Annotated in this window: 11 protein-coding genes; 6 read left to right on the top strand and 5 right to left on the bottom strand. The window is 66.9% G+C overall.

Going from position 1 to position 11,763, the window contains the following annotated elements:
• Positions 1 to 170: 170 nt before the first annotated feature.
• Positions 171 to 851 (top strand): HNH endonuclease family protein, encoded by a 681-nt coding sequence (locus ACZ6RC_RS33220; RefSeq protein ID WP_469590579.1) that lies wholly within the window; start codon positions 171 to 173, stop codon positions 849 to 851.
• Between the two features lie 333 nt (positions 852 to 1,184).
• On the opposite strand, the gene ACZ6RC_RS33215 is transcribed toward ACZ6RC_RS33220, so the two are convergent.
• The 4 genes from ACZ6RC_RS33215 to ACZ6RC_RS33200 form a co-directional block, all read right to left on the bottom strand.
• Complete coding sequence (locus tag ACZ6RC_RS33215) at positions 1,185 to 3,368, bottom strand: hypothetical protein (RefSeq protein ID WP_469590575.1); 2,184 nt, start codon at positions 3,366 to 3,368, stop codon at positions 1,185 to 1,187.
• Positions 3,262 to 5,637 carry a hypothetical protein gene (locus tag ACZ6RC_RS33210; protein WP_469590573.1) on the bottom strand — a complete coding sequence of 792 codons (2,376 nt, stop codon included), beginning with the start codon at positions 5,635 to 5,637 and terminating at the stop codon, positions 3,262 to 3,264. Before ACZ6RC_RS33210 ends, ACZ6RC_RS33215 begins: the two co-directional genes overlap by 107 nt.
• Positions 5,528 to 6,460: a hypothetical protein gene (locus tag ACZ6RC_RS33205; protein WP_469590570.1), complete on the bottom strand. Its 933-nt coding sequence runs from the start codon at positions 6,458 to 6,460 to the stop codon at positions 5,528 to 5,530. Before ACZ6RC_RS33205 ends, ACZ6RC_RS33210 begins: the two co-directional genes overlap by 110 nt.
• Positions 6,461 to 7,444: 984 nt before the next feature.
• The gene (locus ACZ6RC_RS33200; protein WP_469590567.1) at positions 7,445 to 8,797 is read right to left on the bottom strand and encodes a tetratricopeptide repeat protein; all 1,353 of its coding nucleotides are present in this window, start codon (positions 8,795 to 8,797) and stop codon (positions 7,445 to 7,447) included.
• Between the two features lie 131 nt (positions 8,798 to 8,928).
• On the opposite strand from ACZ6RC_RS33200, the gene ACZ6RC_RS33195 reads away from it, so the two are divergent.
• The 4 genes from ACZ6RC_RS33195 to ACZ6RC_RS33180 all read left to right on the top strand — a co-directional run bounded on the left by ACZ6RC_RS33195 (position 8,929) and on the right by ACZ6RC_RS33180 (position 10,665).
• Positions 8,929 to 9,090, top strand: a complete 162-nt coding sequence (locus ACZ6RC_RS33195) for a hypothetical protein (RefSeq protein WP_469590564.1) — start codon at positions 8,929 to 8,931, stop codon at positions 9,088 to 9,090.
• A gap of 283 nt (positions 9,091 to 9,373) precedes the next feature.
• On the top strand, positions 9,374 to 9,952 hold the full coding sequence (locus ACZ6RC_RS33190; RefSeq protein WP_469590561.1) for a hypothetical protein: 579 nt from the start codon (positions 9,374 to 9,376) through the stop codon (positions 9,950 to 9,952).
• Positions 9,953 to 10,050: 98 nt separating this feature from the next.
• A complete protein-coding gene (locus ACZ6RC_RS33185) occupies positions 10,051 to 10,275 on the top strand; it encodes a hypothetical protein (protein WP_469590558.1) in 225 nt (74 codons plus the stop codon).
• 15 nt (positions 10,276 to 10,290) lie between these two features.
• Positions 10,291 to 10,665, top strand: a complete 375-nt coding sequence (locus ACZ6RC_RS33180; protein WP_469590554.1) for a fic family toxin-antitoxin system, toxin component — start codon at positions 10,291 to 10,293, stop codon at positions 10,663 to 10,665.
• A 164-nt stretch (positions 10,666 to 10,829) separates the two neighbouring features.
• On the opposite strand, the gene ACZ6RC_RS33175 is transcribed toward ACZ6RC_RS33180, so the two are convergent.
• Positions 10,830 to 11,021: a hypothetical protein gene (locus ACZ6RC_RS33175; protein ID WP_469590551.1), complete on the bottom strand. Its 192-nt coding sequence runs from the start codon at positions 11,019 to 11,021 to the stop codon at positions 10,830 to 10,832.
• Between the two features lie 290 nt (positions 11,022 to 11,311).
• On the opposite strand from ACZ6RC_RS33175, the gene ACZ6RC_RS33170 reads away from it, so the two are divergent.
• On the top strand, positions 11,312 to 11,763 hold a 452-nt coding region (locus tag ACZ6RC_RS33170), incomplete at its 3' end, for a GAF domain-containing protein (RefSeq protein WP_469590548.1).

The raw sequence follows: 11,763 nt of genomic DNA, 5'->3' as shown, positions 1-11,763 counted from the left end.
TTTGGTGACCAGGATGACAAGAGCGGAGTGACGAGAGATTGTCACGCTCCGTTCTGCGGGAGCCCGGGGGTGAAATTCCCCCGGGCGACCCAACACCTCGTCCCCCACGCGGCTGAGCCATGGGCGAAACCGCTGGTCAACGCCAGGTGTTGACCGGTATCCCAGGCTTCGTGATCAAGAACTGTGTGCGCGGCCTCGCCGCGCTCTCCCTCGCCCTCCTCCCGCTCGCGGCCCCGGCTACGGCACACGCCGCCCCGGCGGCCCCGGCGGCCGTGGTCATCGGTCTCGCCGACGGCCTCGCCGAGCTCCCGCTCGCGGACGAGTCCCGCGCCGGCTACCAGCGGGACTCCTTCAAGCACTGGAACACCGGCCTCGACAAGACCGACGGCTGCAACACCCGCGCCGAGGTCCTCCTCGCCGAGGCGACCGCCGCCCCCGGGGTGGCCGCGGGCTGCAAGCTGTCCGGCGGCGCCTGGCTGTCGTACTACGACGGCCAGGAGGTCACCGAGGCCGGGAAGCTCGACATCGACCACATGGTCCCGCTCGCCGAGGCCTGGGACTCCGGCGCCTCCGCCTGGAGTCCGGCCCGCCGGGAGGCGTACGCGAACGACCAGGACGCGGCCACCAGCCTCGTCGCGGTCACCGCGCGGACGAACAGGCAGAAGGCCGACCAGGACCCGGCCGAGTGGATGCCGCCGCACCCGGACGCCCAGTGCCGGTACATCTCCGAGTGGACCGCCACCAAGCTCCGCTGGGGCCTGTCCGCAGACCAGGCGGAGGTCGACGCGCTGAAGGTCTACGCCGAAGGCCCCTGCGAGACCGCGGTCGTGCACTACACACCCGCCCCGTAGTCCCCGGCAGTGGCGCGGAGCGCTGCATGGACACGGCCCAGGCAGCGCTCCGCGCACGGAGGCCGACACCCCGGCGGCCGAGGCTGACTGGCCGGGCCGATGGCCTGGCCAGTCGTATCGCTCGCCGGGGACGCGGTCATGGCGCCCCGGGGGACATCGGTATAGCGCGAGGGCCATGAGATCCCAGGCGAGGACATCGCCCGGTTCGCCGGACAGGCCCTGCCTCGTGGGGCTTGGCTTGGGAGCTGCGCTTCGATGCGATGGTGCCTGTGCCTCCCCGGCCGGCGCAGTCTCGCAGACGAGCCACGGGGGTGTGGGCAGATGCCCTCTTCGTCACGAGGGCTTGACGTGGATCTTGAAGTAGGGCTTGTCCTCATGCACTCGGGCGATTCTGCTGTAGGAGCAGAGCGGCGGACTGTAGGAATCCCAGACCTGGATCCTGAAGGTGTAGTCCCCGGTCGCAAGCGGAGTGCCGCTGATATTTGCCTTCGCCGCGTTTTCGGTATCTTGCACTATCGTCAGGCCGCTTGGCCTATTCGGATCCAGGTCGACGAGCTGCCAGTTGTTGAGGGGCGCGTTGATGGGCACATCTGCGCCCTCTGCGGTGACCGTGACGGTCTGGCTGTACTGCTGTCCCGCCGTACCGTCGGGAATTGGCTTAGGCACATCCGACGTGCCGCCGTTGGTGATCCTTGGCGCGTGGTCGAGTGCTATGCACGGGGGCACTCCGATGGCCATATCGCCGGTGGCAACGAAAATCACATCGGCAACGGTGGTCCCGATATAGATGCCGTTCTTCCGCGCAGCCATGATCTCCTTCAGCTTCTCGTCCTCGGGCTCAGGCCAGTTCAGGGCGATCATCCGGAATATTTGCCCGACGTTGTGCAGATGGGACATGGAGGCGGCGACCCACGCTACGCCCGTACTCGCCCGAGTGGTGGGAGGATGATACTTGAGATCGACGCACTGCAGGATCACGGAAGCGACGCCGATAATGCATTGAAGCGACGATCCAACGGTGATGTTGTCCTCATCGCCGGCGCTGATCAACTTCATGGCGGCGTTCTTGAGCAGGGTGCTCCGCGCCCATTCCGTGGGGATCCAGGGGCCGGCGAGGCCTCCGACGAGATCGAGGAACACGTTGACGGCGCTGAGCGCGTATCCGCTTATGGCGAGTCCCGTCCACTGCGAGCCGAGGATGGGGGGACAGCCGAGAACAAGGCTCTGATACCCGTTGATGAGGGCCACGGAGGTGTTGATGCCCATCAGCACCGGGACGCCGACTTTGAAGACATCGTCCAGGATGGGTTCCACGAGGTCCGTGAGTGCCACGCCGAGGGCTTGCAGGACGGCCCACGGTACGCCCGTGGCCTGGATTCCGACCATGTCCTGGTTGAAGTCAGGGTCGGTCGTGAACGATACGGCCGACTGCTCTTCACCGTCCTTGGGGGGGCCTGGGATTGTTGGGAACGTCCCGCCGGGGAAGGGCCTGCTGTCCACTCCGTTGATGAGCTTGTGAACGGTAGTGGCGAAGAAACCGGCGATGAGGAACGCGAAACCGCCGACGGTGAGCGGCTTCGTCGGCCGCGTCGGATACGCGGTTTTCTGCACCCACTGGTACAGCGTGTCGACGATCGGGAGGGGAAGCGGGTAGTCCAGAAGTGCACCGAGGCTTTTCGCACCTGCCTTGGCGAATTTGATCAATGCCTTGATGAGGTCATTGACCACGTCGAGCACTTCCAGTATGAAGTCCCTGAGCCTGTTGAGGAGGGCTTCAAAGGTGGAGCGGCCGGTCTGGTCGTCACCGTCCAACGTGAAGAAGTCCGCTATGGCCTTCTCGATCTCCTTCGTCGAGTTGATGATCTTGGTCAGTGAAGTCATTCCCGTGAAGGATTTGATGAGTTCCTCGAACTCGGCAAGCATGGGCGGGTCGGCCATGTCCTTCAGGGTCAAGGTGGGGGAGGGGGCGGAGAGGGTCTTGTTGGCGAACCAGGCCCCTTGCGGGCTGGACAGGTCCTTACGCTCCAGGGATGCTCCGGACGAGGCGGGCGCCGGCTCCACCTTGTTCTGGAAGTCGCCCATGCGAGTGCCTGCATACCGGTCGGTCAGAGACTTGAACGTCTGAGTGACCTGCTCCTTCTGCTCCTGTATCCACCCGTCCGTGTACTTCTCCACGAAGGTCAGACTGGTGGTCATCATGGAGGCTGTATTCCGCACACCCTGTTCCAGCGCTTCCTTGGTGTCCCAGATGGCATCGAGGGCGAACAGCGACTTCAGCCATTCGATGACGCGCATGATCGCATTAGCGATCATCTGGAAGACGGCCTCGACAGCCCGGACAGCGGCCTCTATGCCGTCAATGATCATCTCGCCGAGGGAGACGACGGCGTTCCCGATCAAGACCGCTATCTCAACGACATCGGAAACGATGACCTCGGCGATCTTCTGAGCCCCCGTCTTGATGCCTTCCCAGACGTCGGAGGACCAACTGGTGAAGTCGTCCCACCACCCCGCCATAGGCGGGGTGGTCGCCCCGGTAGGCCTTGTATGCTTCCACTTCCTCCTGGTTGCGGAATACCTGGAAGGCCGGCCTGTCCTCGTCCCAGAGCTGAATCACATACCCGTGTACCGGCTGGGGGCCGGTCTGCCCACCGAAGGTCATCATGAGCTGATTTCCACCGGGCTTGAGCTGGCTTGACCCCGCCGCTCGGGAGTACATGTTGCCGCAATGATCGACGACTACGTCAGGGGTAAGCCCGCGTGCCTTGAGGGCCTTCCAGTCGGCGAGCTGCTCTGCCTCGTTCGTGCCCGTGTTGGGGGTGGCCTCGGCATGTTCCAGAAGGTCGGCGCTGAACGTGCCCCTCTGCGAAGGCAGGGTTCCCTCCCCGGCGAGGAAGGAGTTGGCCTGAGAAGCGAAATCAATGGCCGTGCCGCCTTCCAGACCGTCGGCGTTGAGGTGCACGATCGGTGGATTCAGACCCCGCGCAGCGATAGTGATCGTCAGCTTTCCCGCCCGGTTGGTGGTGACGGAGACGGCCCGCCCTGGACCTACCTGATACGAGACCTCTTCTATCTGCACCTCTACCAACGACTCGGCCGAAACGGTCACTTTGTGACCGGCCATGGCAGCCCCCTGCGTCGACAGGAGAGTGGTATCGGCGACATAATGCGAGACGATAAAGGGAGCAGCCTTGTCGTCTGGCTTCACGCGGACCTTGTCTGTCTGCCACTCCGAGGTCGTAATATCCTGAGTGCAGATGCAGTACGCCTCTGCATCGGTGAGACCGCTCATTTTGATCAGTTCGGACGGCCGGTAATCGGGGTACGGATCGAGCTGGAATGCGGTGGCGTTGTGGTGCAGGCCGACGGTCACGATCGTCGAGGGCCCCGGAGGTACCTGGTACACGGGTTGCATCTTGCCGCCCCGCTGCCCCATGACTGAGATTTTTCCGGTACCCGGCCGATAGGCTGCGATATACGCCATGCTGCCGGTTCCGTTGTAGTCGTATCCCGTCACCAGGTCATCCGGGGAGGAAAAGTCGTAACCTCCCAGGCCATGAGCTTCCTTGACCAAAGGCGTGTACCGAGTCGTCGCTTCCTTGTCGGGCTGCAGTATCCATACGCGCTGATTGTCGAACTGGCCCGGGGTCCCCGGACGGTAGGCGAGTATGTGGTTGTTCTTGCCCAGACCCGTGTAGTCGAACGGGAGAAGTCGGTCGTTGGGCCGGCTGAGGTTGTACTCTCCGATCCCGCTGTCGCTCGCGACGTCCGCCGTGAATCCGCCCGAGCCGTCCGCCGAGAGAATGTAGGCCTTTCCCTTACCTGGCCGGTAGGCGAGGAGGTGGGTATTGCTTCCGCTGCCGGTGAAGTCCAGGGGGACGATGATGTCGTCCGGGTCGGTCAGGCTGAATCCGCCCAGTCCGCTCTGCGATCTCACCTCCGGGTGGAACGTGCCGCCCGGCTGCGGGGTGAGGACGCACGCGATGCCGGTTCCGGGCCGGTAGGCCAGCAGGCAGTCGTTCGCCCCTGACTTCCTGTAGTCGAAGGGCACGATCCGGTCTGCGCGGTTGGCCAGGTTGTATGTGTCCCCCGGTTCGCCGATGCCTCCCGTTTCCGCTGCGACGACGGAAATGAATTCGTTGACGCCCTCCTTCTTCTGAAGGATGGAGAACTTTCCTGCTCCCGGCCGGTAGGCAAGCAGGTAGTTCGCGCTCTTGGTGCCCTTGTAGTCGTATGCAACCACCTGGTCGTCAAGCGATGACAGGTCGTACCCGGGCAGTCCCTTGTCGGTTGAGAAAGTCTTCTTGAATCCACCGGGAGTACGCTTCCGGCTCACGACCCAGGCCGTCCGATTTCCGGGCCGGTAAGCAAGCAGTTGCTTTTCCTTTCCGTCCCCGTTGAAATCGAAGGCGATGATGCGGTCCTGGGAGCGCAGCAGATCATATCCGCCAATCCCGTTTGGTGCCCCCGCCACCTGAGCCGACGTCCATTGCGGCGTCAATGCCTGTTGCGGGCCCCGGTCGACGACTTCCCAGCTCGCCTGATGGAGGACGCGAAGATCCCAGTTTCCCTCACTCGACGATGGGGAGTTCGCGAACAGATGTAGCCGCCCGTCGGCGTCCTGCCATATTCGTGCTTCCGCTGCGAGGTCTATCTGATCGTCGACCAAGGTGGCCTCAAGACTTAGTCCGTGGCCGGGAGACATGTACGATGCTGCAACCAGGTACCCGATTTCGGCGTCGAGGAAGGCGCAGCCCACGTCCCCCTGTGGGCTTGCCTGCTCCATGTTGGGAACGTAATAGCTTCCACAGAATTGGTCGACGAACTCGTAGACCGAGTAAGGTCCTTGAACCTGTCCTGCGGACTCCTCGTAGCGGACCAACTTTCTTGCCGCCGAGAAAGTAGAAAACGTACACGTTCCTCTGGCCGGTGGCGGGAAAGAACGGCAGAAACCCGCCACCTACCAGTTCAGTTCCAGGGGCCACGACTCGTGAAGGGTACAAACTCCACGGAACCGACTCCATGCTCATCTTGGGCAGCCCTGGCCTGAGTACGAAACAGGAACCGCCGGCATTCGAGGAAGCACCCAGCACCGACGGGCCGGCATCAGGCGAATACGTGACGCAGAGACACCGGGCATTCTTGGACTGGATGTCGAACTCGGCACCCTTCTTCCACTTGCACCGCAGTGTGCCGTCCTCCTGCTCCTCCTGTACAAGCTGCATAGAAAAAGGCTTGGCCGCCCCGTCGTCCGGGCTGCACACCGCATAAATGTCCCCGGACGGATGGGCAACCGCTACCACCTCAGCCAGTGCCGGCACCCCCTCTACAGTTCCTTGCACCCAGCCGGTGTCAGAAGTATCCGTACGCTCGAGGTACGTCAGGGCTTTTCCCTGGTTGATGACCAACGCCTCGTCGCGTCCGTCCTTGAACGGATTACTGAACAAAGACTCCTGGTTGTGATCCCCTTCGCCAACAGAAACGCCGGTAGCGCGAACCGCGTCCTGCATCATCTGTGACGTCACAGAGAATGATCCCGGTATCACGGGAGTGACATCGCTGGTCATCTGCGGTTCATTTGAACGACTGCGGAAGGTCTCAATGCTCATGGAAATCTCCAGGAAGCGGCCGCGGTGAGGAAGTGATAGCCATGCCACATAGCCGGTAGCTGGGTGCCGCTTCCTGAGGGGCGGGTGCATGATCTGTTCTTGTCAGGGCTACGTCGGCTGAGAAGGTGTCAGACGCGCCACTTGCAGACCGGTTGAAGAGGAGCAATGTTCCGCCGTTTGCGAGGCCCAAGGCGCCGAAGGCGCAGGCGGCGTTATCGGAGGAAGCGCGCTCGCTGGCGTCGGTAGCGACGCCGAACTGGGCTGCTAAATGCAAACGTTACGCTCGGATCGGCACACCTGCATCCCCTGCTTGGAGCTCGTCGCGCGGGGTCGAAGCCACCCGCCCGGTGCCTGGTGCACTGGCGTAGCCCACGACATCACAACCCAAGCCGTTCGGTTGAAGGGGAATACCGCACGGTTTGAGTGACGCTCCCTGACGCCTCCGCCTCTGCCTGCGCCCCCGGCGGGAGGCATACGCGAACGACGAGGACGCCGGTCACCGGCCTCGTCGCGGCACCGCGCGTACGAACCGCCGCAAGGCGGACCAGGGCCCGGCCCTGTGGGTGCCGCCGAGCCCGGACGCTCAGTGCCGGTACATCTCCGCGTGGAGTGGACCGCCACCAAGCTCCGCTGGGTCTGAGTGCCGACCAGGCTGAGGTTGACGCGTTGAAGGTCTACCCTGAAGGCCCGTTCGAGACCGCGGTGGTGCACTGCCCGCCCGCCCCGTAGCCTCGCAGCGCGTGCAGCGGCCTGGACGCAGACCGGGCAGCGCTCCGTGCACGTGCGTCGACGTCAAGTGGTGCCCGCGTCCTCACCTCTTACAGGGTGGGGGTGCGGGCAGCGGCCGGACACGAGCCGCCACGCAGCCGACGACCGGAGCGCCTATCTGCAGGCCGCCGGACGGGAAGGCCCGCGTAGGTCGACCCCGGGCAACCGGCGCGCCGCTCTCCGGATGGCAGCTCAGCAGGCCCGATCCGGGCGAGCTCAGAACGGAGGGGCGTCGTGCCGGGGGCCGTCCGAGGGCGCAGGGGTCCCGTGGTGGGTGCGCTGCTGGAGGACGGCCAGGCCGTCCTCGATGCGGCCGAGGTCGATGAGGTAGCCGGCCAACTCATAGCGGTACGCGGAGGCGTGCTGTTCGAGGACGGCGACAGCCTCCTCGGTGCGTCCGGCGCCGGCGAGCAGCTCGGCGATGTGCGGCGCCGCGTACGAGGTGGTGCCCTCGGGGTGGGAGCGGGCCTGTGCGATCGCTTCGTCGACGCCGTCACGGGCGGCGATCAGCGGCAGCCGTATCCAGTACAGATCCCAGTCCTCCTCGCCCCCGCGGGCGGCGGCGAGGGCGAGGAGGTGCGCCAGGCCCTCCTCGGGGCGGCCCTGGCGGAGGCACAGATCGGCCAGGGTATGGAGGATCCAGTCGTCCCCCTTGCGGCCGTCGGCCAGGACGCGCATCACGTCGATCGCTTCCGTCCCCCGTCCGTGCCGGGCCAGGAGCTGCGCGAGCTCGACAGCCGAGTGGGGGTGGTCGGCCGCAACGGGGCCGTCGGCCTGCCGGTATACCGCGATCGCCCCCTCCACGTCGCCGCGCTCCTCCAGCAACCTCGCGAGCCGTTGCATCGCATATCCGGAGTCGTCAGTCACCGCCGCTGCCCGAAGCTCGTCGAGCCGGCCCTGCCGTGCCAGCAACGCGGCCAGTTGCTCACGGCTGAGCAGCGTGTTGCCGTCAGTGCGCAGCAGGGAGATCGCCTCGTCGATGCGGCCCTGGCGCTCGCGGATCGTGGCGAGCAGCCCGACCGCCGTGTCACGGTCGAGGCCCCGGCAGCACCACGGGAAATCCGTGCACCAGTGCTCGGTCCGGGCGGCGAGCAACCCGGCGGCCTCCTCGTCGCGGCCGGCGGCGCCAGCGACGTCGACCAGCGCTACGGCGAGGGACCGCTCGCCGATGTGCGGGCGCAGCAGGGTGAACGCCTCCTCGGCGCGACCGTGCCGGGCCAGCAGACGCGTGTAAGACTCCAGCGCCATCGGGTGTCCGGCCCCCATGCGGACCCGGGTGATCTCGATCGCCTCGTCGATCCGGCCCCACCCCTCCAGCATCTCGGCGCCAGCTTCGACCGCCGTCCACCAGCCGGTCGCCAGATACGGGGCGAGCACCTCCAACGCCTCGGCCTGCCGGCCCCGCTCACCCAACAACCGCGCCCACGCCAGCGCGCAGAACCACTCCCCGCGCCCGGCCTGCAGCTCCACCACGCCGATGCGGCCGCGCTCGAGCAGCCGCGAGACCAGCTCCGGCGGGATCCAGCCGGACCGCGTCCGAGCCCGGTAGTCAAGATCAGTAACGTCCACGGCCGCGAACGATAGCGCTCGCCACCGACACCTTGCAGTCACCGCCGAAGGTTCGACTGCAGCGCAGACGGAGTGACGCTCCCTGCCAGTCGGCGACCGCTTCCGCCCGGGCCCGGGACCCGGCCGAGTGGATGCCGCCGCACCCGGACGCCCGCTGCCGCTACATCTCCGAGTGGACCGCCACCAAACTCCGGTGGGGCTTGAGCGCCGACCAGGCGGAGGTCGACGCGTTGAAGGTCTACGCCGAAGGCCCGTGCGAGACCGCGGTCGTGCACTACACACCCGCCCCGTAAGACGATCGGACCGGCCCGTGCCCCTCGGCGGCCCGGGTCGTTGTCCACGGTGAAGCGATTCGCACCGCTTCCTCCAGCGGGTCTCTCCCACCGCCAAGGTGAGAGGCCCGCCCTCGGCCCCGCCGGCCACAAGCCGGCGGGGCCGACGCCTTTCCCTGCCCGGAGCCCTTGGCACATGCCTCGGGCATTCGCACGGGCGGGTGGATCTCGCCGGTTCCGCGGACGGACGGCGCTGTCATGCCTCATCGTGGCGTCGGGTCAAGGCGCAGGAGAGGAGCGATCCATGGGGTGGAAGAGGGACGGGTACGCAGCGCACGAGGGCGCGGTGGGCGTGCTCCTGCCGGACGGGAGCGAGCCGGGGCCGGTCTACTTCGACACGGGCAGCGGCGGCGACGTCCACGAGTCCACCAACTGGTGGATCTATGACGGCACCCTGGGCGCACCGCGGGCCGACCGGATCAGGGCGCGGTGCGCGTGCGGCTGGCGCGGGCAAGACGCCTACCCGGTGGACTGGGAGGCCGTCGTACGCCGCGACCCGTACGCGTACGACACCTCCGGCCCCGAACGGGACTGGGACAGGCACGTCGACGACGTCCAGGCCCGGACCGTGCCCCTGCCCGCCGAGGTGAGCGACCTCCTCCACCAGCTGCGGCAGCGCCTGGAACGGCTCATCGACGACGCCCCGCTCGCCGCGGTGAAAGCCGCGGGCGAGCTCGAGTCGATGGCCGCGGCGATCGGCCCGGTGGCGGCATATCTCGCGGTACGCGAAGACGATCTGTCCTGGCCGCGCGTCGCCGAGGCCCTGGGCACCACCGAGCAGGAGGCACGCTCCCGTCTCCTGCACTACGAGTACCGCCGCTGACCGCGCCCGCGCCCGCCCGCCCCTGCCCGCTGGACGGCGGGCAGGGCAGTTTGCGCCCGGGGGCCGCCTTACGGACGCTGGCCCGCTACCGTGGTCGTATGGCACGGGAGATCCGCATCGAGATCAGTGACGAGGCGTACGAGGCGCTTGAGCGCGCTGCCGCCGCGCGGCACGTGGCCGCCGAGGCGTATGCGGGCCAGGTGCTGGACGCCGATCTCACCCGCGCCCGGTTCCTCGAGGGCGCCCGGCTGTTCGTCGCCGAGCACGGGACCGCGTTCGCCGAGCGTTTCGGCCCGTCCGGCCGCGGCGCCGACGCGGCCTGAGGCGGGGACCGGACCTTGTTCCTGCAGATCGACCTGACCTGGCTGCTCGACATCGCGCAGCGGGAGATCCCCGGCGACCCGGAGATCGTGGACTTCGGCGCCCTCGAAGCAGCCCGGGCACGACACGCCTTCCGCGTGATGGACACCCCCGTCTACGACCAGCCGCACCACCGGGCCGCCGCGCTGCTTCAACAGCTCGCACGCGTACCGGCGCTGGAGCACTCAAACGAGCTCTACGCCCTGGCCGTGGCCGCGGCCTACCTCCATGCGTCGGGGTACCAGGTCAGGGTGACGTCGAAGGAGGCCGGCGATCTGGTGGAGCAGGTCACCGCCGGACGGGCGGGGGCGCGGGAGATCGCGGCGGTGCTGAAGGAGTGGACGCGGCGGTAGCCCGATGTGCCCCTGACCGACAGGTCACGTCGCGCTCGCCCGTCCGGGCACGCCCTGGGCCCTCCCTTCCCTGGGTGTCGCGTCGCGACCAGGTGGCCCTGCTGCGCCATGTGCGATGTGCCGCTCCCGGTCCGGGTGGCCGTGTCATGGAGAGGCCTGGTTGGTCAGCGCCGTCTTCTGAAGTAGCCGTTCTGGTGGAGTTTGTAGAGGACCCAGGGCAGGAGGGCTGCCCACACGGCGAGGAACGCCCACTTGAACCACGCTGGGCCGTCCGGCCGGCTGTCCTGGGCGAGCAGGGTGGTGGCGGTGATGAGTTGTGTCATGTACTTGCCGTTGCCCCGTGCGGGAGCCGACACGCAGCCTGGGTGCCGCTCCTTGTGCGGTAGAGGGCCCGGTGACCCGGGCCGGCCGGCAGAACGGGCCGTTCGCAGTCGAGATCGCGGCGGTGACAGATCTGGTGGAGCAGGCCACCGCCGGACAGGTGCGGGTGCGGGAGATCCATCTGTACTGAAGGACTGGATCCGCTGACGCGGCTCTGACGGCACGGTCGGCCTTCCCCGGACGGCAACGGGGGAGCGTGGGAGGCTGTGGCGGTTGTGATCCTGTCCTCGTTCGGGAAGGAGAGCCGCAACTCCTGGAGGTGGATGTGTCGGATGACCGGATCGGGCTGGCCGAGGTCCTGGCGGCGGCGGAGGCTGCCGCGCCGGTGGACTCCCTCGACGTCGTGGCGCGCAACCTGCGCGACCGGTTCGGTGCCCGGTACGTGTCTTTTCTGTTCATCGATGTCGTCGGCCGTCGCCTGCTGCGGGTCCACGACACGGCGGCTTCGCACCAGCAGGACCGTGCCCAGCACGTCCCTCTCGCCGGCGGCGGCATCTACGACGAAGTCCTGCGCACCCAGCGCCTGACGCTGGCACCGAACGGCGGGCCGGGGCACAGGGTGCTCGCCCCGGTCACCAACCGCGGCGACACCATCGGCGTTCTGGAACTGTTCCTCCCCAAGGCCGCGCCCGAGGTGCTGGAGCAGGTGCAGGAGGCCGCGCGCGCACTGGCGTACATCCTCGTCACCGACCGCCGCTTCACCGACCTCTACCACTG

Source organism: Streptomyces sp. NPDC048353 (assembly GCF_055587165.1).
The sequence above is the reverse complement of the archived record's forward strand: the minus strand, read 5'-3'. Positions and strand labels throughout refer to the sequence as shown.